Here is a 22,158-nt window from a genome sequence, read left to right as displayed (position 1 = left end):
GCCGGTAGTGCTCATGGCTGACCGCCCTGCGGCGTGCGGTGCGTGCTCCTTGCGGTCTCCGGCTCCTTGTCTGCCTCGGGTAGCTGTCCGGCAGCGGCGAGCAGCGCGAGTGTTTGCGCGGCTTCCTCCGGGTCGAGGCGGTTGAGCGCGTAGCCGACGTGCACGATCACGTAGTCGCCGACCGCCACGTCATCCACCAATGCCAGCGAGATTTCCTTGCGGATGCCGCCGAGTTCGACGCGGCAGTTGCCGCCGGCGACCAGTTCGACGACCCGCGCGGGGATGGCGAGGCACATGTTCAGGTTTCCTTGTGGGTGAGTCGATGCCGGGCCACCCAGGCTTGTCCGAGCGCGATGCCGGCATCGCCGGGCGACAGTCGGCGCGCACCGAGCACAGTAAGTCCGCGTGTGCTCAGAGCGGTGTCGAGCATGGCCGACAGCAAGCGATTGTGCATGCAACCGCCGCCCAGCACGACGGTGTCGCAGTGCTCCAGTGCGAGCGCGTGCTCGATCCAGTCGGTCAGCGCCGCGGCCAGGGTGACGTGGAAGCGAGCGGCGCCGCGCGCGGCATCGGCCTCGTCGGCCAGCTGCAGCAGCAGCGGGTGGAGGTCCAGCTCCAGGTCGGGTGAGATGCGCCAGCCGTCAGCCAGTGCGGGCAGCTCGCCGTACGCGCGGGCAAGGCTCTCGAGCGCGACTGCGGCCTCTGCATCGGTGTGCATGACTTCGCACACGCCCAGCAGCCCGGCGGCGGCGTCGAAATGGCGGCCAAGGCTAGTGGTGGGCGGACTCAGCGTCGGGCGTGACAGCACTTGGGCCAGCAACGCCGCTGCCGGCTGGTGCGAGAAGCGGTGGGCGATCTCGCTGCCACGGCCGCAGGCATAGAGCAGCGCCGAGGCCATGCGCCAGGGTTCGCGTGCGGCACGGTCGCCGCCGGGCAGGCGCAGTGGACGCAGGTGGCCGATGCGCTCGCAACGTGCTCCGCGCACACGCAGCAGTTCGCCGCCCCAGGCCTCGCCGTCGCTGCCCAGGCCGACGCCGTCGACAGCCAGGCCCAGTACGGGGCGCGTGTCGAAGCGGCCATGCTCGGCGAGCACGGCGCCGATGTGGGCGTGGTGGTGCTGCACGGCGAGCGCCGGCACGCCCAGGCGGTGGGCGGTGGCGAGCGCGACGCGGGTGGAGTGGAAGTCGGGGTGCAGATCGTGGGCCACGACGAGCGGCGGCACGGGCGTGGCGGCGAGCAGGGCGGCGACCGCGGGCTCGACGCGGCGGCAGGCATCGGGCGTGTCCAGATCGCCGAGGTTGGGGCTGAACAACGCGCGCTCGCGCTCGAGCAGGCAGGGCGTGTTGTTGAACCAGGCACCCAATGCCAGGATCGGGCCTGCGAGCGCGGCGCCGTCGCCAGTGCAGCGCAGCGATTGCAGCGTGGCGTCGCCCGTGTGCGCGAGCGCCGTCCGGCCCTGCCGATGCGCCTCGTCTGGTCGCTGCGCGCGCCGGGGCGGCCTCATGCCGAGGCCCGCTCACGCTCGATCCACGCCAGCCAGGCGTCGATGCCGTCGCCCCGGGTGGCGGAAGTCAGGATCACCTCGAGCTGCGGATTGACACGACGGGCGTATTCGATCGCGCGCTCGACGTCGAAGCTCAGGTAGGGCAGCAGGTCGGCCTTGTTGAGCAGCATGAGGTCGGCCGCGGCGAACATGTCCGGGTACTTGAGCGGCTTGTCCTCGCCTTCGGTCACCGACAGGATCACCACCTTGTGCGCCTCGCCGAGGTCGAAGGCTGCCGGGCAAACGAGGTTGCCGACGTTCTCGATCAGCAGCAGCCCGCGCTCGGCGAGCGGCAGGCGGGGCAGGGCGCGTGCCACCATGTCGGCGTCGAGGTGGCAGCCCTTGCCGGTGTTGATCTGCAGTGCGGGTACGCCGGTGGCACGGATGCGCTCGGCGTCGAACTCGGTCTGCTGGTCGCCTTCGATCACCGCTGCCGGCAGGCGCCCGCCAAGCGTCTCGAGCGCACGCACCAGCAGGGAGGTCTTGCCCGAGCCCGGGCTGGACATCAGGTTGAGGGCAAGGATGCGGCGTTCGGCCAACCAGCTGCGGTTGGCCGCTGCAATGCGCGCGTTCTTGCCCAGGATGTCGCGCTCGACGCGCTGCAGCCTGGCGACCGAGGCGCGATCGGTGCTTTCGTGGTCGAGGCCCGCCGGCGAGGCGGCCGGCCGCCGAGTATCGATCGCTCGCCAGGCCTGCGTAGTCCCGGTGTCCGCCCGTTGCACGCGCTTGTTGCGGTCACCGCCGAATACCGACCCGATACGCGCCTCGCTGCCACCGCATCCGCAGACGCCACACATGATCTGCCTCCCGCTGTTCGTTCCGTCTCTTGCGCCGTCCTACTCGAGCTCGACCGCCTGCACCCGCATGCGGTCCCCTTCTAGCACCTCAAGCCCGTACGCGCCGCAGCTGGGGCAGGGCGTGTGGCGCTCGTCGATCGGCGCCAGCGTGCCGCACTGCCGGCAGCGGCCCCGGCCGGGAATATCGATGACATCGACCTCGGCGCCCTCGGCAATCGAGTCGCTCAGCACCTCATCGAGGCAGAAGCGAAGGGCGTCGGCGTCTACCGCCGCCAGTGCGCCGATCTCGAGCACGATGCGACGCACCCGTGTCGCAGCTTCCATGGTGGCCGTCTCTTCGACGATGTCACGAATGCCTTCGGCGAGCGAGAGTTCATGCATGGTGGTGGCGATGCCCGGTCATGCTAAAGTCGGCGGGTTTCACGGCAAGCGACGCGCTGGCGCGTGCGAGCCGTTGCGGTTGGTGATCCTGTGGCCGTGAGCGGTTTCGAGCCTGCGCGCGCCTCATAGACCGGAGTTTATCCCATGGTCCGAACTTATCTTCAGCTTGCGCTGACGGCATCCCTGCTTGGTGGTTGTGCGCTGTTCGGCGGGACGCCCGCGGGCAATGGTGCGCCGGATGAAGGGCGTGCCGCGGCCGTCCTCGAACTCGACCCCCAGCCGCCCCTGCACTACCGCTGTGGCGAACTGGCGGTGAGCGTGCGCAGTTTCGGCGAACTGAGCACGCTCAGTACCGGTCAGCGCAACTTCACCCTGCGTCCGGTGCGTACTGCTTCGGGCGCCAAGCTGGTCGCGGTCGATGACGAAACCACCAGCTTCTGGAGCAAGGGCGATGCGGCGATGCTCGAACTCGCGGGCGTGGCTCAGCCCGAATGCCGGCTCATTGCCGACAAGCCCTTGTTCCGTGCTGTCGGCAATGAACCGGGCTGGCGGCTGGATGTGATCGAGGCAGGCCTTGACTTGCGCATGGATCATGGCGCGACCCACGTGTTCGCTCCCGGCCCGCTGGTCATCGATGCCGCCGGTGCGCGCAGCTACCAGGCGATGTCGGCGGGCGGCGAACTGGGGGTGCTGGTGTTCGACCGCGTCTGCGTTGACAGCATGAGTGCGATGCCGCACCCCAACACCGTCGAGGTGCGCTGGCAGGACCGTGTGCTGCGCGGCTGCGGTGGCGAGCCGGCAAGCCTGCTGGTGGGTGGCACCTGGCGTGTGCTCGATATCGACGGCCGCAGCACCGGCGACCCGCAGCGTGTCACCCTGGACTTTGCCGAGGATGGCCGCGTTGCCGGGCTGGCGGCCTGCAACCGCTACACTGGCGCCTACGTGCTGTCGGGCGAGGGCCTGCGCCTGGGGCCGTTTGCCGGCACCAGGATGGCCTGCCCGCCTGCCGTCATGGACGAGGAGACGCGCTTCCATGCAGCGATCGGACGCGTCACCCGTTTCGGTGTGGATGAGCAGGGCTGGCTGCTGCTGTATGCCGGTGACGACGTCGTGATGCGCGCCTCGCGCGATTGACTGCCTGCAGTGCGCGTCAGCCAAGTTGGCGCGTCTTGACCCGAGAACCCGAGCTGGAGCAACGATGCCCTTGCGCAACACCGTGCCGCAACCCTTTCCGCTGTCCCGTCTTGCCTTGTGCGTGCTTGCCGCTGGCATGCTCGGCGGCTGCGAATTCAAGCCGCCTGCAAGCGAGGCGCCGCCTGCCGCGGTGCTGAGCCCCGAGCAGGAGGCCGCGCGCCAGGCGGCGCTGGAGGCGCAGCAGGTGCGCGAGCAGGCCTTGCTGGCACGCTATCAGATCGCCGGCGATGGCACCGTGACCGATACCGAAACGGGCCTCACCTGGATGCAGTGCAGCCTGGGCCAGAGCTGGAGCGAGGGGCGCTGTCTGGGCGAGGCCAAGCTCTTCAGCTGGACGCATGCGCTGCGTGCGGCCGAGGGCTTCGAGTTTGCCGGCCACGCCGACTGGCGTCTGCCGACCCAGCCCGAGCTGCTCACCCTGGTGTATTGCAGCACCGGCAGGCGCAACGCGGTGAACGCAGAAGGCTATGGTGGCAGCTGTGCGGGCGACTACAGCAAGCCCACCTTGCTCACCGCAGCCTTCCCAGACACGCCCGCGGGCAACTTCTGGACATCGACGCCGCACGACCGCTATGGCTACGCGTCCTGGGGCGTGGCCTTCGGCAGCGGCGCGACCGGTGTGGGTACGCACACCGACTATACCCACGCCCGCCTGGTACGCGGCACCTTGCGCACCAGCCAATAGGCGAGCGCAACGCGCCCGTGCAAAAAAAGCGCCGCACCTGTTGCCAGGGCGGCGCCTCGATCTTGTACGCATCCGCGTGGATGCGGCGTCCCGGCCTTGTCTCAGCGCTTGGCGGCGCGTGCGGCCTCGACCTCTTCCGGGCGCAGGCGTGCGGCGAGCTTGTCCATCACGCCGTTGACGAACTTGTGGCCGTCCGTGCCGCCGTAGCCCTTGGCGAGCTCGATCGATTCGTTGATCGCCACCCGATAAGGGGTGTCGATGTTGTGGCGCAACTCGTAGGTGCCGAGCAGCAGGATGGCGTGCTCGATCGGCGACAGTTCGGCGAGCGGGCGCGACAGCAACGGCTCGAAGCAGCCGCGCAGCTCATCGGCGTCACCGATTGCGCCGCGCAACAGCGTGACGAAGAGTTCGCGATCGGTGCGGTCCAGGCTTTCGCTCTCGGATTCGAGGTGGCGCTGCACGGTGGCGCTGGAGTTGCCCGACAGCAGCCACTGGTACACGCCCTGCAGGGCCATCTCGCGCGCGCGGCGGCGCGCCATCTTGCTCGTCGGGTTGCCTGCGCCTGCGCCCGTACCCTCTGCGGCGGGGCCGCCGTTGTCGATCTCGCTCATCGCACCACCTTCAGCAGATTGGCCATTTCGACCGCCGCGCGGGCGCAGTCCGCACCCTTCTCGCGCATGCGCGCGATGGCCTGGTCGTCGTCTTCGGTCGTCAGCACGCCATTGGCGATCGGCAGGCCGGTGTCCAGGCCGACGCGGGTCACGCCCGCGCCCATTTCGTTCGACACCAGCTCGAAGTGGTAGGTCTCGCCGCGGATCACCGCGCCGAGCGCCACCAGGGAGTCGTACTTGCCACTCCTGGCCATGGTCTGCAGCACCAGCGGGATCTCGAGTGCGCCGGGCACGGTGACGATGCGGACGTCGCCCTTGGCGACGCCGAGGCGCAGCAGCTCGTCGGTGCACGCCGACAGCAGGCCCTCGCAGATGTCGAGGTTGAAGCGCGCCATGACGATGCCGACGCGCACGCCCGTGCCGTCGAAATTGGGGTCGATCTCGTCGATGCCGTCGTAGCGGGTGCCCTGGCGGGCGTTTTCGGGTTGGTTGCGTTGCATGCTGTTCCCTGTAATTCGATCAGTTCTTGTCGACGAAGCCGGTGATCTCCAGCCCGAAGCCGGTCATGCTGGGGATCTTGCGCGGGCTGGCGAGCAGGCGCATCTTGCCGACGTTGAGCGCGCGCAGGATCTGGGCGCCGACGCCGAACAGGCGTGCGTCCCACTTCACCGGCGCGCGGTCCTGGGCGTTGTCCAGGCTGGCGAGCAACTCGCGGCCCGACTGCGGGCGGTAGAGCATGACGATGACGCCGGCCTCCGCCGCCGCCAGGCTTGCGAGCGCGTCATTGACCGGGAAGCTGTGGCGGCCGCTTGCGGGGTCGAGAAAATCGACCACCGAGATCGGCTCGTGCACCCGCACCAGGGTCTCGCGTTCGGGCGTGATGTCGCCGCGCGACAGCGCGAAGTGCACGTCGCCCGAGGTCTTGTCCTCGAAGGCGGACAGGCGGAAGCGGCCGTGCGGCGTGTCCACTTCCTTGTCGATCACCTTTTCCACCAGGTGCTCGGTGGCGGCGCGGTACTCGATGAGGTCGCGGATGGCGCCGATCTTGAGCCCGTGCGCCTTGCCGAACTCGATGAGGTCGGGCAGGCGCGCCATGGTGCCGTCGTCCTTGAGGATCTCGCAGATTACCGAGGCGGGCTCCAGGCCGGCGAGTTGAGCGAGGTCGCAGCCGGCCTCGGTGTGGCCGGCGCGGATCAGCACGCCGCCCTTCTGCGCGGTGAGCGGGAAGATGTGGCCGGGGGTGACGATGTCTTCCGGCCTGGCGTGGCGGCCCACCGCCACCTGCACGGTGCGGGCACGGTCGTGAGCCGAGATGCCGGTGGTGACGCCGGTGGCGGCCTCGATCGACACGGTAAACGCAGTGCCGTGCGGGGTGCGGTTGTCGCGCACCATCTGCTGCAGGCCGAGCTGGCGGCAGCGCTCGTCGGTGAGCGTCAGGCAGATCAGGCCACGGCCGAACTTGGCCATGAAGTTGATCGCCTCGGGGGTGACGAACTCGGCCGCCATCACGAGGTCGCCCTCGTTCTCGCGGTCTTCTTCGTCCACCAGGATGACCATCTTGCCGGCCTTGATGTCGGCGATGATCTCGGTAATCGGCGCGAGTGCGCTCATGCTGTGTCCTTTGTGTGCGTTCTTGCGGGCCTTGCCGTGTGGCATGGGGCGGGGCGGGAGGGCTTTCAGCCCTGCGCCGCTTCTTCCCGCTTCCACTCGAGCATGCGCTCGACGTAGCGGGCGATGAGGTCGATCTCGAGGTTCACGCGGCTGCCCGGCGCGAGGTGCTTGAGGTTGGTCATCGCCACCGTGTGCGGGATCAGGTTGATCCAGAAGTCGCGGCCTTCGACACGATTGACGGTGAGGCTGACGCCATTGACCGTGATCGAGCCCTTCCTGGCGATGTAGCCGGCGATCGCCGCCGGGGCGCGGATCACCAGTTCGTGGCTCTCGCCGATGGGGGCGAACTTCACCACCTCGCCCACGCCGTCCACATGGCCGGTGACCAGGTGGCCGCCGAGGCGGTCGGCCAGGCGCAGCGCCTTTTCCAGATTGACCTCGTTGCCGACGGCGTCCAGGCCCACCGTGCAGTTCAGCGTCTCGCGCGAGACGTCGTACTTGCACAGGGCGCCGTTCATCTCGACTACGGTCAGGCACACCCCGCTGTGGGCGATGCTGTCGCCGACGATGACGTCAGCCAGGTCCAGGCCGTTGGTGTCGACGCTGAGGCGAATGCCGTCCGCGAGCGGCTCGATGTGTTCGATGCGGCCGACGGCCGCGACGATGCCGGAGAACATGAAAGGTTTGAACCGAAAGGGGAAAGGCGGGATTGTAGGGGAAAAATCCCGCCCTCGCTCAGAGCGCCCGATCCAGCACGGTCGCGAACGGCTCGGCCTTCATGAAGCCCACCACGCGCATGCCCTCGCGCTCCTGGCCGGCGGCGTCGAAGAAGATGATGCCCGGCGGGCCGAAGAGGCCGAAGCGCTTGAGCAGCGCCTTGTGTTCGTCGGTATTGGCGGTGACGTCGGCCTTGAGCAGCAGCATGCGGCCCATGCGTTCGGCGACGCCCGCGTCGCTGAAGGTGAAGCGCTCCATCTCCTTGCACGACACGCACCAGTCGGCATAGAAGTCGAGCATCACCGGGCGGTCGGCGGCGGCCAGGCGGGCGTCGAGTTCGGCGATGGAGTTCACCTTCTCGAACTGCGGCACATTGACCGGTGCCGCAGCCTGCGCGCGCAGCACCGACAGCGGCTGCAGCGGGTCGCGCGAGCCGGCGAGCGCACCCACCAGGATCGCCGCGCCGGACAGCAGCAGCACCACGCCCACGCCCTTCCAGAAGCGCTGCCAGCCCTTTGCGTTGTGCGGCAGCGGGTCGATGGCGTGCAGGAAGATGCCTGAGAACAGCAGCAGCGCCGCCCAGCCCAGCATCATCGCCAGCGCGGGGATCACCGGCGTGATCATCCACAGCGCCACTGCCAGCAGCATCACGCCGAAAGCCTTCTTGACGCCTTCCATCCACGGTCCGACCTTGGGCAGCAGGCTGCGCGAGGCCACCCCCACCGCCAGCAGCGGCGCGCCCATGCCGAGTGCCATCACGAACAGTGCCCAGCCGCCCAGCACGGCGTCGCCAGTTTGCGCGATGTAGAGCAGGGCGCCGGCCAGCGGCGCGGCCACGCACGGGCCGACGATGAGCGCCGACAGCACGCCCATCACCGTCACCCCGCCCAGGCTGCCGCCCTTGTTGTGGCTGGCGGTGTCGGCGAGCTTGCTCTGCAGCGCCGAGGGCAGTTGCAGCTCGTAGAAGCCGAACATCGACAGCGACAGCAGCACGAAGACGAGCGCGAACACCGACAGCACCCACACGTTCTGCAGCGCGGCGCTCAGCATGGTGCCCGACAGGCCCGCGGCGACGCCCGCCAGCGCATAGGTGACCGCCATGCCCAGCACGTAGGCCAGCGACAGCACGAAGGCGCGCATGTGCGACACCGTGTGGCCCTGGCCGACGATGATGCCCGACAGGATGGGGATCATCGGAAAGGTGCACGGGGTGAAGGCGAGCAGCAGGCCGAAGCCGAAGAAGCTGAGCAGGATCAGCGGCACGCTGGCGCCCGACAGCATGCGTGCGATGTCGCCGGTCTCGTCGCTGGAGACGGCACCGCTGGCGGCGGCTTCGGCACCCGGCTGTGCGGTCTGGTTGCCGAAGCCGCCGCTGCGCAGCTTGTCCAGGAAGCCGCCGCTGGGCTGGATCGGGGGCGCATCGAGGTCGATCGACACCTGCTGCGTGGTCGGCGGGTAGCAGATGCCGCCATCCCAGCAGCCCTGGCTGGTGGCGAAGAGCTCGAAGCGGCGCACGCCCTCCGGCACCTGCACCGGCAACAGCAGGCGGAGCTCGCCGCGATGGGTCTCGACGTTGCCGAAGAAGTCGTCCTTCTTCCACTTGCCTGCAGGCTTGTCCACCGGGCCGAAGCTGATGCCTTCGGGCTCGGCCTCGAAGCGGAACTTGTCGCCGTAGAGGTAGTAGTCCTTGGCGATGGTGAACACCACTTCCACCGTCTGCCCGTCGAGCGCCTGTGCCCGCGGCACAAAGGCCTTCTCGGGAGCGATCGGGTTGGCCTGGGCGGCGGGGGCGAGCGCGAACAGGCTCGCGACCAGGGTCAGGAGCCAGAGCAGGCGGCGCAGGCTGAGCGATGAGCGTGTGGTGGAAGGCATGAGTGGGGCGTCAGGGAATAATCTCGGGGCAGGCTGTGATCGAGTTCGTGCTCGAGGCAGGCGGTGGGCAGCAGCGCCCGACGGTGGTGCTTGAGCTCGGGCCCGGGACACGATTCACCACGATTCGCCCGTCACGTATCCGGAAGGGCGGTTTCGGTGGCGACCCAGCCGAGGTAGGCGTCCAGGCCTTGCTCCACAGGGACCGCCACGATCTCGGGAAGTTCGTAGGGGTGACGGGCGCGGATGGCTGCCTCCAGCGCTGCGTAGCGTGCGGCTGTGGTCTTGAGCAGCACCGGCACCTCGTTCGCGGTCTCGAGTGCGCCCTGCCAGCGATACACCGAGGTGCAGGGCGCGAGAATGTTCGCGCACGCGGCCAGGCGGGCTTCGACCAGTTCCGCAGCCAGCGCGGCTGCCGCGCCATGGTCGGGCAGGTTGGTGAGGACGAGCAGTACGCGCGCATCGTCACCCGGCGGCAGGGGTGGGCTTGCAGTCATCGACGTTGGTCAGCAAGGAGAACGCCGGCATTGTTCCAGAAAATGTGCGCGGGCGACCTGCGCAGGATCAAGCCTGCAGGGCGAATCGCCCGGCCCCTTCCTAATACGCCGCCGATCATGCCCTGGCGTTGCGTTCCCGCAGGGCGCGCCGCCAGCCGCGAGCTCTTGAGGGCGACCGGGCGGGTTGCAATCGCCTTGTCTCAAGGCGCTGTCCGGATTCGCCCGGCCAGGCTCAGCGCATCCCCTTCCACCCGCATCACGATGATTTCGCCCGAGGCCGGGAACACCCCCGACAGCGTGGTGATGTTTACCTGATGCGTCACCAGCACCAGCGGCTTGTCTGCGCTCGCCTGTGCGGCGATGAGCGCGCGGGCGGCACGGGTGTGCGCAGCCTCCTCGCCGCGGTCGGCAAAGAAGGAGTTGAGCGCGGCGTCTGGCGTGACCTCGCCCAGCGCCAGCCCACGCGCCGTATCCAGGGCCCTGCACCATTGGCTCGAGAACACGGTCGCCGCTGCGATGCCGTTGGCGCGGAAGCGCTCGCCGATCGCCCGCGCCTGGGTGTGGCCCGCCGCCGACAGGTTGCGCTGCGTGCTGCAGTCATTCACACGGAAGCCCGCCGGGTCGCCAGTGCCGGGGGCCAGCGCATGGCGCATCAGCGCGACGTGCCCGCCCGTACGCAGCGCCGCCCACAGTGCGTCTTCGTCCGTGGCGGCATCGGCATGAGCAGTCGTCGGCAGCAGAGGGGCGAACAGCGCCAGGATCAGCAGGAGTGGTCTCATGGGTGGTCAGCGTAGACGGGTGAGTGCGGGTGAGTGCCGGGGAGTGGCAACGCTCGATGGACCATGGCAAGGGGGCGAAAGTGCCCCTCGATACTTGATCTTCAGCAAAGACGCTGGTCATGCATTTGTATTACGTTGCGTCCGCCTCAGGGCGATCGGAATCGGATGCTTGTTGCGGAGATGCTCATGTTTTTTCTCGATTGGCTGTTTGGCAAGCGTCAGGCGCGGTCGGCAGCGGCCGCGCCGGCAGGGCGTGAGGATCTGTCGGCGGCGGCACAGGCCGGAGGGTGCGCGCCAGGGACGTCGATCCGCTACAGCCCGGAACTGATCGACCGCCTCGTACGCGACCACCGCAGCCTGTTCGATCGCTTTGGCGCGATCCGCAGCGCCGCGCGCGCAGGGCGGTTGAAAGAGGCGGAGGCCTTGCTGGACCGGTTCCGGGCCGATCTGCACGATCACCTGCTGGTGGAGAACGTCCGGCTCTACGTCTATCTCGAACATGCGCTCGCCAATGACCCGGTCAGCCATGCCCTGATTCGCGAGTTCCGTCACGACATGGATGAGATCGGCCGAAGCGTGGTCGCATTCCTTGCGCGATACGCGCAGATCGGCAGCAGCCCGGCGCTCGCCGAAGCCTTCGTGGCCGAGTTCGACGTCGTCGGCAAAGTGCTGGCCGACCGCATCAAGCGCGAGGAGGAGGTTCTCTACCCGCTGTACGCGCCGGTGGGCTGAGCGGCGGGTTTGTCCGCCTCAGTCTTGGGCCTGTCCGCCTGGTGCGGGGCACAGCGCATTCTGCGGCTGATGCTTTTCGGACCTGCTGAAGGAAGGTGGGCTGGATCTGGAGTTGTCACCGCTCGACGCCACGACGAACTCGCGGTACGCACGGATTCGCGCTGGAAGTGGTGCGCAGCGCTGGATCATGACCGCAGCGTGCCGTCCGTGCAGGCGATGCAGGTTACGCTGCAGCATCTGATGCACGAAGGAGTAAATGAAGGGTCCGAGCTCTTTCGCCCGACTACTCGCCAACGCTCTCGGAGCGTTCAATCGCCGCGAATATCATGCCGAAGCCTGCCATCATGAAGGCCATTGGTGTGCCATGGTAGAAGACGCCATCCACGATTGAAAGCGCCCATAGACCCATTGTCAGCGCAACGCCAAGTACGAGTTCAGCCGGCATCTTGCCATGTCCGAGCTGAGCGCAATACATGCGCAGCCCCTTGGTAGTGAGCCATCCGAGAGACAACAGAACCAACAGTGCGCCGATTGCTCCCCACTCAATCAATAGTTGCAGGAGGCCGTTGTGCGCCTGCACGGCTCCTCCCTTGGTCCAGACGGCGAGGAAGCCTTCGCCACCCCAGCCCAAGAGTGGGCGCTCGGCAATATAAGGCAGCAAATGAGACCAGATCGTGAGTCGACTGGTACTGAGCTGATCAAGGGACGCCGCTGTCGCAGAGCGCTCGAAAGCTCCCAGCCAGCCCATCGACCGCTGGCCGATGTCAAAGTGCGCGGATAGTGCCAGCGCGAGCACTGTGCCGACGAGCAGCGTGCCCCACCCTCTTGCGTGCCGTCTCGGAGAAAAGTGCAGAGACAGCGCAAAAAGTCCCACAAGCGCGGCAAGGAAGGCACCGCGACCGCCACTCCAAAGGAGTATCGAAAGCGCGACTACGTATGCAGCTAAAGCCAATCTTCCTTGCACGCCTCGATACTGGAGCGCCCCCCAGCTTGAGACGATGACGCCGACGCAGAGGAAATACCCGGCATGGCGTATGTGATTGAACAACGGGGGAGCATGAAACCATGGGTACGCATACGGATCCTCGGTCGATATCCAGCGCACGGCCAGGGCCACGAGGTAGAAGATTGTCGCTGCAAGAATCGCGTTTACAAAACAGTTGATTGCCCATCTTCTCGACATGAACCAGGCCGCACAGAACGCGCCAAATGCCATGTGGGCGCATGCACCGATCACGCGGCTCCAGTCCGACGTCTCTATCGCGTCGTATTGCGCGAGCCCGTTCGAGATGATCAACGACAGTGCTGTGAGTGCGGCCACCGATGCATAGGAGGCAAGTCTGGATAGGCTGCCGCGAAGATAGTAGATTGATGCTGTCGAGAAGGTGATCTGCAGGGTTGCAATAGTGATGTTGTTTTCCTGGATCGTACTGGAGTTGAACAGTCCAAGGCCAAAAAAGCATGCGAACAATAGTAGAAGCTCTGTCGTGCGCATATCTCCAGGCGCTTGACTGCGTTGGTCGAATAGCTTCATCGTGACCGTATCCATGCCTCTAAATGGACCGAGGTCCTGGTCTTGCCTGGAATCACTGTGCCGGCGTCTTGAAGCGTACCCACGGAACTGAGCCCGAGCGGAAATTCTCCTCGCGCTCCTTCAGATTGAGCATGTTGGGTGCGTGGTCACCAACGATGATTACATCAACGTCCCTTAGCGACTCATGCCTCAGTTGTTCTGCGAGCCCGGCGAAAAAGTCAGCCTGCAGGCGTATCAGCCTGCAAGTTTCCGTTTCTTCCGGGAGGTTCAGTGCAGTGCAGTCGGCGGCGGGGCCGCGGAGATCCCGAAGGTCATAAGGGGCATGCGTGTTCAAGGTGAGCCAGTACATGAAGCGCTTGCCAGGTTTACTGAAGAAATCCTCCAGGACGGGCAGCATGTCAAGGTCGCATGCGCCGGGGAACGAGTAGCAGCGACGCGGCCAGATCCGGTCTTCGAAAAACGTCGTTTCCTGAAAGCCAACTCGAGGGTACCAATGCCGCCTGTCGTACATGAGGCTGGTTGCACCGTGCATTGCACCCGTGGTGTAGCCTGCGTCTTGAAGCTTGTTTGGTAGGCAGTTCTCAAAGCCGACCTGTGTCTTACGAAGATCAAAGTGCAGAAGGGTAAGTTTGCACAGTTCTCGCAACTCGCCCGCGATAGTGAACCCATGGAAAAGCATTTCCCCGCTTTGATACTTCCCCTCTGATAGCGAGATTAGCGGCGCTAATAGAGCCTCGTTGACTCTGGGGCTATTCGTCGAGCCCCAGGATTCAACAACGATAAGCAGCAGTCGGTCCTCGTTGCCCAGTTGATTGAACCACGGCTGTGATGCTCCATCGGGCCCTGGGTTCAGCGCACTGCCGTCGCCGTTCAGTTGATCCAGGAAGGCGGACGATCGCATTGAGATGAGGGTGGATGTTTGACTCGCAATCGCCGGGGCTTCCAGTTTCCTATAGGTCGCCATGCGGTCGCCATCGCCGCTAGTGCTCATTAACAGCCACGCTGATGCTGCAAGAATGTTCAGCGTAATCAGAGCGGTCAACGGTGTGATGCGTTTTCCTGCGATGGAGAGAGTCACCAGCTTGCCGGCGAATATCACCATGACTGCCATCATGAGCAGAAGGTGATCTGTTGATGCCAGCGCCGTGAATTTCAGTAGATAGAGAAGATCGGAGAGCCTAGGAAACGGGTAAAGCTGGCCGAGCAGAACCAATGCGTCAGTCAAGAGAAACAGCGCGGCCAGAGTCAAGCCAAGGCTTGGCAAACCAAAGGCGATGAGGACGACTGCGATCGCATAATCTAGGTTGATCCATGCGCGATCCGTGCCGGTCAAGTTTGCAGCTATCAGAAATCCGGCATTGAGCGCCAGTGCGAGAGCGATCGACAATGCTGAATTCTCGATCGTCACGGCGCTATTTAATTTAGATGATCCAATGTGCATTTATGCTTTCGTCGCTTGGTCGATTTCTCTGGATCTTCAATTGCCGTTTTTTCAAGTAAAGCACATGCTTGAAGGTGGGTTGAATCTAGAAAAAAGCCGCCGAGTTTGCATCTCGGCGGCTTTCTTTCACTGCGCTTAATCAGGCGCGTGATGTTACGCATCCACAGCCTTGGGCTTAGCTACCAAGTGCGCAGGAGGTGGTTGTCCAGTCACACGTGATGGTGACGTCGGTGTTACCTTTCGCGCCTTTGGCGGTCAAGTTGCCAGTCAGGTCTGCGACCGTCGCCGGTGTTAGTGTGCCACCGGGGCTCTCGCATGCTTTCCACACAGGAGCATTGAGGGTCATGCCGGCAGTCACTGCCGCAGCGCGTGACTTGACGTAGGCGTTTGCCTCTGCAAGGCACGAATTGTCAGACGACTTCTTCACGTAATCCTGATACGCCGGCAGCGCCACTGCGGCCAAAATACCAATGATCGCCACCACGATCATCAGTTCGATCAGGGTGAAACCTTGTTGTGCCTTTTTCATGTCAGTGCTCCTTGAGAGGGAAACCACGGTAAGTCCGCTTGCGTACTCTTTAGCAACCCCCGTGCCAGCCCAGAAAACCCTGGTTTTCGTGACGCACTGCCGCCGATGTGACACGAATACAGGGCGGAATGTGACAAACACCCCGAGGCGGGCTGTCAACATGTGACAAAGGGGCGTGCGGCTCGGCGCGTCTGGCATGGGTGCCCGAACCCTGAAAGCCTGTGTGAAAACTGGGGATCAGGTCTTTCATCTGCTCACCCCGCCCGCTGCACGGCCAAGCCGACCTTGTCTGCCGCCCGCGCCAGCGTGTCGTCCGCTGCCGTACGGGCTTGCGGAGTCTGGGCGAGTACGAAGGTGCGCGACTCGCCGGCCAAGGTCGGGCCTGGTTTGCAGCCGTCGCCAGGCGTCGTTGTCGAACTGCCGGTACAGCGTATCCGCCGTGCTCACGATGCGATCGCGCTGCTGCCCACGATGGAAGCCCTGACCTACAGCTACACCCGCACGCCCCCTGTCCCCGGTTGCGCCCTCTGTCCGTGCCTGCCTGCGTCACCCCGCCGGCGGCTGGGTGTTGGCGAAGCTGGGCCGCGCAAACAGGCGGTCGGCGAAGGGGACCAGCCCGGGGTGGCGGCTGCGCCAGTCGAGGTCGGGAAAGCGTAGGTCGAGGTAGGCGAGGGCGACACCCACGGCGATGTCGCCGAGCTGCATGGCGCTGCCGTTGAACCAGTGGCGGTCGTCGAGGCGGCGCTCGAGCTCGGCCAGGCCGCGGTCGATCTTGTCTTTCTGGCGTTCGATCTCGCGTGCGCTGCGCTCGCCGTCGGGGCGGCGCGATTCGAGCAAGGCGGCGACCGCGGCGTCGGTTACGCCGTCGGCGAGGGCCTCGGTCTGGCGCACGCGCACGGCGTCGAGCGCGTCGGCCGGCAGCAGGGCAGGCGGCGCGGCGAGGGTTTCCAGGTAGCCGGCGATGACCGGGGAGTCGAAGAAGGTTTCTCCGGTGGCGGTGATCAGCACCGGCACCTTGCCCAGCGGGTTGAGCGTGGGGATGCGGGTGTTGACCTCCCAGGGCGAATCCACCACCAGCTCGAAAGGCAGTGCCTTTTCGGCGAGGATGATGCGGATCTTGCGGGCGTAGGGGCTGGTGAGCGAGGCGAGCAGTTTCATGGCGGCGTGTCTCCCTAGGGGTGAAGAGCACGATACGCCACGCTGCAGGCCGCCGACATTAGGGAAACCGGAGAGCTTGTGGGCGAACGCCCGGCGGCAGGGCGCGCGCCCTGCCTGGCGGTGCGCCGCTCAGGCGGGATCGACGTTGCGTGCGATCAGCTCGCGGATGAGATGCAGCTTGCCGTGGAAGAAGTGGTCCGCCCCCGGGACGACCACGATGGGCTGCTCCTGCGGTCGCGCCCAGTCGAGCACGTTGGCCAGCGCCACGGTTTCGTCGTGCTCGCCGTGGATGACCAGGGCGGGGATATTCTTGGGCAGCGCGGGGGTGTCGTAGCTGCGTCCGCTGCCGGTGGTGTCGCCCGCGGCCATGCCGACGAGGACGAGCTGGCGCGGCGGTGCGATGCCGTCGGCCAGGCGCTTGGCGACGCGTACCTGCACGTAGCCGCCAAAAGAGAAGCCGCCCAGCGCCAGCGGCTTCGCCCCCCAGCGCGACTCGGCCCAGCTGATCACCGCCAGCATGTCCTCGGTCTCGCCCTCGCCATGGTCGTGCGTGCCCTCGCTCTTGCCCACACCGCGGAAGTTGGGGCGGATCACGGCGTAGCCGAGGTCGCGGTAGGCGCGCGCCAGGGTGTGCGCCACCTTGTTGGTGTTGGCGCCGCCAAAGAGCGGGTGCGGGTGGCATACCAGGGCGATGCCCTTGACCGCCTCGGGGGCGTCGATGAGTGCTTCGATGTGGCCGGCGGGGCCGCGCAGCAGGGCGGGCTCGGTGGGCAGCGGCCGGCTCATGCCGCGCCCTCGGGCAGGCGCAGGTGGTCGACGATGCGGCCTTCGCGCAGGTGGCTGTCGATGATCTCGTCGATGTCTTCCTTGTCGACGTAGGTGTACCAGACGTTGTCCGGGTACACGACGATCACCGGGCCGTCGTCGCAGCGTCCCAGGCAACCCGCCTTGTTGACGCGCACGCTGCCCTGGCCCTTGAGGCCGAGCGCTGCGGTGCGTTCCTTGGCGTAGGTCTGCAACTCGCTGGCGCGATGGTCGTTGCAACAGGACTCACCTGCCGGACGCTGGTTGCAGCAGAAGAAAACGTGGTGTTTGAAGTAGCTCATGCCATCTCTCTTGGGCGGGGCAGCGGCGGGGGCGCTGCGCTGGCGGCCATTATAGGTGGCGCCGGCGCGGGTGTGCCGGGCTGGCGAGGCGTTCGCCGCGCCACAGCCCGAGCGCGGACAGATAGGCCAGTGCCAGGTAGGGCCACAGGCTGTCGACCAGCTGGGTGAGGCCGTGGAAGTTGAGGAAGTTGCTGTAGCTGGTGAGCTGCTGGTTGTAGGGCAGGTAAGGGTTCTCCGGGATCAGGTTGACCAGCGCGGTGGCCAGCAACAGGCCGGCGCCGGCCAGCGCGTGCTGTGCATAGCGCGGCAGCAGCAGGCAGGGCAGCAGCAGGGCAGCGCCGATCATCATGCCGCGTTCGGCGCCGGGGGTGAGCCAGGCCAGCGGCGCGGCGGGTTCGAAGAAGGTCCACGTGGCTAGCGTCTTGGCGAGCACGCCCAGGCCGAGCACCAGCAGCACGGGGGCCGGGTTGGCGCTGCGTGTCATGCAGCGCGCGAACAGGCCCACGGCGAGCAGTGCGCTGGCGGTGAGCGCGGTGTCGAAGGCGATGAAGCGTTCCGGACTGAAGGGCAGGGGGGCAGGGATGCCGAGCAGGCTGCGCAGGTCTCCACTGGAGAACAGCAAGTCGTTGGCGGTGAGTTGGCCGAGCAGCCACAGGCCCAGCAGCACCAGCCCGGCCTCGCCGCTGCGTCCGCCGATGACGTATTGCGCCCGCCAGCGTTGCAGCCGGCCTTGCGGGCCGAACAAGGCGCCGCCCCAGCGTGCGCCAAGCATTGCGCCCACCAGGGCGCCCGCGATGTTGCCGCCCAGGTCGAGGTTGCTGGCGACGCGGGTGGGCAGGTAGTTCTGCGCCGCCTCCAGGCCGAAGCTGAGCAGGCCTGCGAGTACCGTTGCCACCGCCAGCGTGCGCGCCATGCCCCAGCCTTGCGGCAGCGCGGCGGCGAACAGGAAGCCGAGCGGCAGGTAGCCGAGGATGTTGAACAGGAAGTCCTCGACGATGAAGTAGCGCGGCCATGGCGCCCACAACCAGTCGAACGCCGGCAGCCCGCTGTCGCGCCATCCGGTCAGCGGATGCAGGCAGGCATAGGCGACGAGCAGGGCGTAGGCGAGCGCCAGGGCGCGCGGCAGGGATGATGATGTGCTGGCGGGCATCGTTAGAGGGCAGACGAGCCCACGAGTGTAACGGCAACGGAGGGTGGACAAGGCAGGGTAGGTGAGGGTTGCCGGGCAATGACACGACTTGCTGCATCGGCGCAGGGCGCTCGGACGATGCAAGGCTCGCCGTTGGCGCCGCGCGATGGTGCCAGGCACCAAGCTGGTGCGCGTGCGGGCGGGCGTGGTGCGCCAGTCCGCGAAAAACCGCCCCCTGCTGCTGGCGATGCCTTGTGCTGCGGCTGGTTTGTCGGTTGCACGAATCTTGCTGTCGAGCTTGTATCGACCACCTGCACGCCGCGAGGGCTCCGTGTCCATCCACGTCAAACTGAACCACGTCACCCACTACCGCTACGACCGTCCCGTGGCCCTGTCGCCACAGGTCGTGCGCCTGCGCCCGGCGCCGCATTGCCGGACGCCGATCCATGCCTACTCGCTCAAGGTCGAGCCGGCCGAGCACTTCATCAACTGGCAGCAGGACCCGCAGTCGAACTACCTGGCGCGACTGGTGTTCCCGGAGAAGACGACCGAGTTGCGCATCGAGGTGGACCTGGTGGCCGAGATGTCGGTCATCAACCCCTTCGACTTCTTTCTCGAGCCTGAAGCGGAAAAGATCCCATTCGCCTACGACGAGGGGCTTGGCGTGGAGCTGGCGCCCTACCGCCTGCATGCGCCGGCGGATGCGCTGGGCCCGAGGTTCGACGACTATCTGGCCGCGATACCGCGCACGCCCCGGGCCAGCGTCGACTTCCTGGTCGCTCTCAACCAGCGCCTGCAGCAGGACATCCGCTACCTGGTGCGCCTCGAGCCCGGCGTGCAGACGCCGGAAGAGACGCTCACCCTGGCCAGCGGCTCGTGCCGTGACTCGGCCTGGCTGCTGGTGCAGCTGCTGCGCCACCTCGGGCTGGCGGCGCGCTTCGTGTCCGGCTACCTGATCCAGCTCACGCCCGATGTGAAATCGCTCGACGGTCCTTCGGGCACCGAGGTCGATTTCACCGACCTGCACGCCTGGTGCGAGGTGTACCTGCCCGGTGCGGGCTGGGTCGGGCTCGACCCGACATCGGGGCTGTTTGCCGGCGAGGGCCACATCCCGGTGGCGTGCACCCCAGAGCCTTCGTCCGCTGCGCCGATCACGGGCTTCACCGACGAGTGCGAGTGCGAGTTCGAACACCACATGCGGGTCGAGCGCGTGTGGGAGGCGCCACGCGTCACCAAGCCCTACACCGACGAACAGTGGGCGGCAATCGAGGTCCTGGGACAGCGCATCGACGGCGACCTGAACGTCAACGACGTGCGCCTCACCCAGGGCGGCGAGCCCACCTTCGTGTCGCTCGACGACCGCGACGGCGCGGCCTGGAACAGTGATGCGCTCGATCCGCAGCAGCGCGACACGAGCAAGCCGAGCAAGCGCACGCTGGCCGAGAACCTGATGTTCCGCCTCAAGGACCACTACGCGCCGCAAGGCCTGCTGCATTTCGGCCAGGGCAAGTGGTACCCCGGCGAGCAGCTGCCGCGCTGGTCGCTGAACTGCTACTGGCGCCGTGACGGCGAACCGATCTGGCGCAACCCGGCGCTGTTTGCGCGCGAACTCTCCGGCACCGCGGTGGACGAGGCCATGGCGGCGCGCTTCCTCGCTCGCGTCGGCGAGCGCCTGGGCGTGGATGCGCAATGGATGATGCCGGCCTTCGAGGACGCCTGGTACTACCTGTGGCGCGAGCGCCGGCTGCCGGCCAATGTCGATCCGCACGACGCGCGCATGGATGATCCGCTCGAGCGCGCGCGCCTGGCCAAGGTCTTCGACCAGGGGCTCAAGCAGGTCATCGGCCATGTGCTGCCGATCGTGCGCCAGCACATCGGCATCGCGGGGCGCAGTCCGCGCTGGCAGAGCGGGCCGTGGTTCCTGCGTGCCGAGCGTCTGTACCTGGTTCCCGGCGACTCGCCGATCGGCTACCGCCTGCCGCTGGATTCGCAGCCGTGGGCGGCCAAGGGCGACTACCCGTGGGTTCACGCCGCCGACCCCAACCAGGCCTTCCCGGTGCTGCCCGCCCATGCCGAACTGCGCCAGCAGTTGCGCCCGTCCGGCGGTGCGGCCAGCGCCACCATCGGCGCCGACAGCGGCCTTGGCTTCACTGCCCACGGTGGCGGCTGGACGCCCGGCCGCGTCGAGCATGCCGGCTTTCATGAGGCCGAGGGCGCGCACGGCGGGGCTGCCATGCCGCTGCCCGGCGCAGCCGAGGCCGAGCTGGCGACGCGTGACGAACGCATCGATCCCGCCCGTCGCCCGAACCCGCACGAATCCGCCGCCTGGATCACACGCAGCGCGCTGTGTGCCGAACCGCGTGGCGGCCTGCTCTACCTGTTCATGCCGCCTACGGTGGCGCTGGAGGACTACCTCGAGATCGTCACCGCCATTGAGGACACCGCGGCCGAGTTCGAGCTGCCGGTGGTGCTCGAGGGCTACGAGCCGCCCGCAGACCCGCGCCTGGCGAACTTCCGCATCACCCCCGACCCGGGCGTGATCGAGGTCAACATCCACCCCGCGGCGAGCTGGGACGAGCTCGTGGAGCGCACCACCACGCTCTACGAGGAGGCCCACCAGTCGCGCCTGTCGACCGAGAAGTTCATGCTCGACGGCCGCCACACCGGCACCGGCGGTGGAAACCACTTCGTGCTCGGCGGCGCCACGCCGGCCGATTCGCCTTTCCTGCGCCGGCCCGACCTGCTGCGCAGCCTGGTGAGCTACTGGCACAACCACCCCAGTCTGTCTTACCTGTTCTCCGGCTTGTTCATCGGCCCCACCTCGCAAGCGCCGCGGGTGGACGAGGCTCGCCACGACTCGGTGCACGAGCTGGAGGTGGCTTTCCAGCAGTTCCCCGCACCCGGCGCGGCGGTACCGCCCTGGCTCATCGACCGTCTGCTGCGCAACCTGCTGATCGATGCCAGCGGCAACACCCATCGCGCCGAGTTCTGCATCGACAAGCTCTACAGCCCGGACACTGCCACCGGCCGCCTCGGCCTGCTGGAATTGCGCGCCTTCGAGATGCCGCCGCACGCGCGCATGAGCCTCGCCCAGCAGTTGCTGCTGCGCGCGCTGATCGCACGCTTCTGGCAGCAGCCCTATGCGCCCGGCCGGCTGCGGCGCTGGGGCACCGAACTGCACGACCGCTTCCTGCTGCCGCACTGGGTGGCGGAGGACTTCCGTGACGTCGTCACCGAGCTGCGCGAGTTCGGCTACCCGATCGAGTTCGACTGGTTCGCGCCGCACTTCGAGTTCCGCTTCCCCAAGTACGGCGAGTTCGCCGCGCGTGGTGTGCATGTCGAGTTGCGCATGGCGCTCGAGCCCTGGCATGTGATGGGCGAGGAGGGCGCGCCCGGTGGTACCGTGCGCTATGTCGATTCTTCGGTGGAGCGTGTGCAGGTGAAGGTGTCCGGCCTCAATGACGATCGCCATGTGCTCACCTGCAACGGCCGCGCCGTGCCGCTGAAGCCCACCGGTGTGGTCGGCGAGTTCGTCGCCGGCGTGCGCTACCGGGCGTGGCAGCCGCCGTCCTGCCTGCACCCGACCATCGGCGTGCATGCGCCGCTGGTGTTCGACCTGGTCGATGGCTGGATGCGGCGCTCGATGGGGGGCTGCGTCTATCACGTCGCGCACCCGGGCGGGCGCAACCACGAGACCTACCCGGTCAACCCCTACGAGGCCGAAGGCCGGCGGCTGGCGCGCTTCACCACCACGGGGCACACCCCGGGGGCGATCGAGCCCGTGCCTGCGCAGAGCAACGCCGACTTCCCCTTCACCCTTGATCTGCGCCGCAGGGGCGGCTGAG

The 22,158-nt window shown here is 66.9% G+C and carries 22 protein-coding genes; 4 read left to right on the top strand and 18 right to left on the bottom strand.

Translation table 11 applies throughout. The annotated features are described in order from the left end of the window. Positions 1 to 11 precede the first annotated feature (11 nt). Genes P7F68_RS13265 through P7F68_RS13250 form a run of 4 tightly spaced genes read right to left on the bottom strand, consistent with a single transcriptional unit; the run spans position 12 to position 2,721 of the window. On the bottom strand, positions 12 to 296 hold the full coding sequence (locus P7F68_RS13265) for a HypC/HybG/HupF family hydrogenase formation chaperone (protein WP_002940194.1): 285 nt from the start codon (positions 294 to 296) through the stop codon (positions 12 to 14). Between the two features lie 2 nt (positions 297 to 298). Further along, a complete protein-coding gene (locus P7F68_RS13260; RefSeq protein ID WP_277833795.1) occupies positions 299 to 1,504 on the bottom strand; it encodes a Kae1-like domain-containing protein in 1,206 nt (401 codons plus the stop codon). Next, positions 1,501 to 2,340, bottom strand: coding sequence for a hydrogenase nickel incorporation protein HypB (gene hypB / locus P7F68_RS13255; RefSeq protein ID WP_277833792.1), 840 nt, complete (start codon positions 2,338 to 2,340; stop codon positions 1,501 to 1,503). Before hypB ends, P7F68_RS13260 begins: the two co-directional genes overlap by 4 nt. A 39-nt stretch (positions 2,341 to 2,379) precedes the next feature. Further along, entirely contained in the window at positions 2,380 to 2,721 is a 342-nt protein-coding gene (locus P7F68_RS13250; protein WP_277833789.1) for a hydrogenase maturation nickel metallochaperone HypA/HybF, read from the bottom strand. 144 nt (positions 2,722 to 2,865) lie between these two features. On the opposite strand from P7F68_RS13250, the gene P7F68_RS13245 reads away from it, so the two are divergent. Together P7F68_RS13245 and P7F68_RS13240 are read left to right on the top strand one after the other, a co-directional pair. Continuing rightward, positions 2,866 to 3,855 carry an META domain-containing protein gene (locus P7F68_RS13245; RefSeq protein ID WP_277833786.1) on the top strand — a complete coding sequence of 330 codons (990 nt, stop codon included), beginning with the start codon at positions 2,866 to 2,868 and terminating at the stop codon, positions 3,853 to 3,855. Between the two features lie 64 nt (positions 3,856 to 3,919). Next, entirely contained in the window at positions 3,920 to 4,600 is a 681-nt protein-coding gene (locus tag P7F68_RS13240; RefSeq protein WP_277833784.1) for an Lcl C-terminal domain-containing protein, read from the top strand. Positions 4,601 to 4,701: 101 nt separating this feature from the next. On the opposite strand, the gene nusB is transcribed toward P7F68_RS13240, so the two are convergent. The 7 genes from nusB to P7F68_RS13205 form a co-directional block, all read right to left on the bottom strand. After that, positions 4,702 to 5,211, bottom strand: coding sequence for a transcription antitermination factor NusB (nusB, locus tag P7F68_RS13235; protein ID WP_002931826.1), 510 nt, complete (start codon positions 5,209 to 5,211; stop codon positions 4,702 to 4,704). Continuing rightward, positions 5,208 to 5,711: a 6,7-dimethyl-8-ribityllumazine synthase gene (gene ribH / locus P7F68_RS13230; protein ID WP_277833781.1), complete on the bottom strand. Its 504-nt coding sequence runs from the start codon at positions 5,709 to 5,711 to the stop codon at positions 5,208 to 5,210. The genes nusB and ribH overlap by 4 nt, the downstream gene beginning before the upstream one ends. 19 nt (positions 5,712 to 5,730) lie before the next feature. Continuing rightward, the gene (gene ribBA / locus P7F68_RS13225; RefSeq protein WP_002931830.1) at positions 5,731 to 6,822 is read right to left on the bottom strand and encodes a bifunctional 3,4-dihydroxy-2-butanone-4-phosphate synthase/GTP cyclohydrolase II; all 1,092 of its coding nucleotides are present in this window, start codon (positions 6,820 to 6,822) and stop codon (positions 5,731 to 5,733) included. A 65-nt stretch (positions 6,823 to 6,887) separates the two neighbouring features. Beyond that, entirely contained in the window at positions 6,888 to 7,499 is a 612-nt protein-coding gene (locus P7F68_RS13220; RefSeq protein ID WP_002940176.1) for a riboflavin synthase, read from the bottom strand. A gap of 58 nt (positions 7,500 to 7,557) precedes the next feature. After that, the gene (gene dsbD, locus P7F68_RS13215; RefSeq protein WP_277833775.1) at positions 7,558 to 9,411 is read right to left on the bottom strand and encodes a protein-disulfide reductase DsbD; all 1,854 of its coding nucleotides are present in this window, start codon (positions 9,409 to 9,411) and stop codon (positions 7,558 to 7,560) included. A 131-nt stretch (positions 9,412 to 9,542) separates the two neighbouring features. After that, positions 9,543 to 9,905, bottom strand: coding sequence for a divalent-cation tolerance protein CutA (cutA, locus tag P7F68_RS13210; protein ID WP_002931843.1), 363 nt, complete (start codon positions 9,903 to 9,905; stop codon positions 9,543 to 9,545). A 200-nt stretch (positions 9,906 to 10,105) separates the two neighbouring features. Next, positions 10,106 to 10,684 (bottom strand): histidine phosphatase family protein, encoded by a 579-nt coding sequence (locus P7F68_RS13205; protein ID WP_277833772.1) that lies wholly within the window; start codon positions 10,682 to 10,684, stop codon positions 10,106 to 10,108. 186 nt (positions 10,685 to 10,870) lie between these two features. On the opposite strand from P7F68_RS13205, the gene P7F68_RS13200 reads away from it, so the two are divergent. Further along, positions 10,871 to 11,416, top strand: a complete 546-nt coding sequence (locus P7F68_RS13200; RefSeq protein ID WP_277833770.1) for a hemerythrin domain-containing protein — start codon at positions 10,871 to 10,873, stop codon at positions 11,414 to 11,416. Between the two features lie 283 nt (positions 11,417 to 11,699). Here P7F68_RS13200 and P7F68_RS13195 read toward each other — a convergent pair whose 3' ends face one another. The 7 genes from P7F68_RS13195 to P7F68_RS13165 form a co-directional block, all read right to left on the bottom strand. Next, complete coding sequence (locus P7F68_RS13195; RefSeq protein ID WP_277833768.1) at positions 11,700 to 12,950, bottom strand: O-antigen ligase family protein; 1,251 nt, start codon at positions 12,948 to 12,950, stop codon at positions 11,700 to 11,702. Between the two features lie 52 nt (positions 12,951 to 13,002). Next, positions 13,003 to 14,391 (bottom strand): sulfatase-like hydrolase/transferase, encoded by a 1,389-nt coding sequence (locus tag P7F68_RS13190; protein WP_277833766.1) that lies wholly within the window; start codon positions 14,389 to 14,391, stop codon positions 13,003 to 13,005. A gap of 175 nt (positions 14,392 to 14,566) precedes the next feature. Then, complete coding sequence (locus P7F68_RS13185; protein WP_277833764.1) at positions 14,567 to 14,920, bottom strand: pilin; 354 nt, start codon at positions 14,918 to 14,920, stop codon at positions 14,567 to 14,569. 546 nt (positions 14,921 to 15,466) lie between these two features. After that, a complete protein-coding gene (locus P7F68_RS13180; RefSeq protein WP_002931858.1) occupies positions 15,467 to 16,078 on the bottom strand; it encodes a glutathione S-transferase in 612 nt (203 codons plus the stop codon). A 129-nt stretch (positions 16,079 to 16,207) separates the two neighbouring features. Continuing rightward, positions 16,208 to 16,864, bottom strand: a complete 657-nt coding sequence (locus P7F68_RS13175) for an alpha/beta hydrolase (RefSeq protein ID WP_277833759.1) — start codon at positions 16,862 to 16,864, stop codon at positions 16,208 to 16,210. Next, entirely contained in the window at positions 16,861 to 17,184 is a 324-nt protein-coding gene (locus P7F68_RS13170; protein ID WP_277833757.1) for a (2Fe-2S) ferredoxin domain-containing protein, read from the bottom strand. The genes P7F68_RS13175 and P7F68_RS13170 overlap by 4 nt, the downstream gene beginning before the upstream one ends. Positions 17,185 to 17,233: 49 nt before the next feature. Further along, on the bottom strand, positions 17,234 to 18,334 hold the full coding sequence (locus tag P7F68_RS13165) for a VanZ family protein (RefSeq protein WP_277833754.1): 1,101 nt from the start codon (positions 18,332 to 18,334) through the stop codon (positions 17,234 to 17,236). 310 nt (positions 18,335 to 18,644) lie between these two features. On the opposite strand from P7F68_RS13165, the gene P7F68_RS13160 reads away from it, so the two are divergent. Further along, on the top strand, positions 18,645 to 22,157 hold the full coding sequence (locus P7F68_RS13160) for a transglutaminase family protein (RefSeq protein ID WP_277833752.1): 3,513 nt from the start codon (positions 18,645 to 18,647) through the stop codon (positions 22,155 to 22,157). Position 22,158: the final 1 nt, after the last annotated feature.

Origin of the sequence: Thauera mechernichensis, from assembly GCF_029588855.1 — a bacterium.
GTDB classification, from domain to species: Bacteria; Pseudomonadota; Gammaproteobacteria; order Burkholderiales; family Rhodocyclaceae; genus Thauera; species Thauera mechernichensis.
The sequence above is the reverse complement of the archived record's forward strand: the minus strand, read 5'-3'. Positions and strand labels throughout refer to the sequence as shown.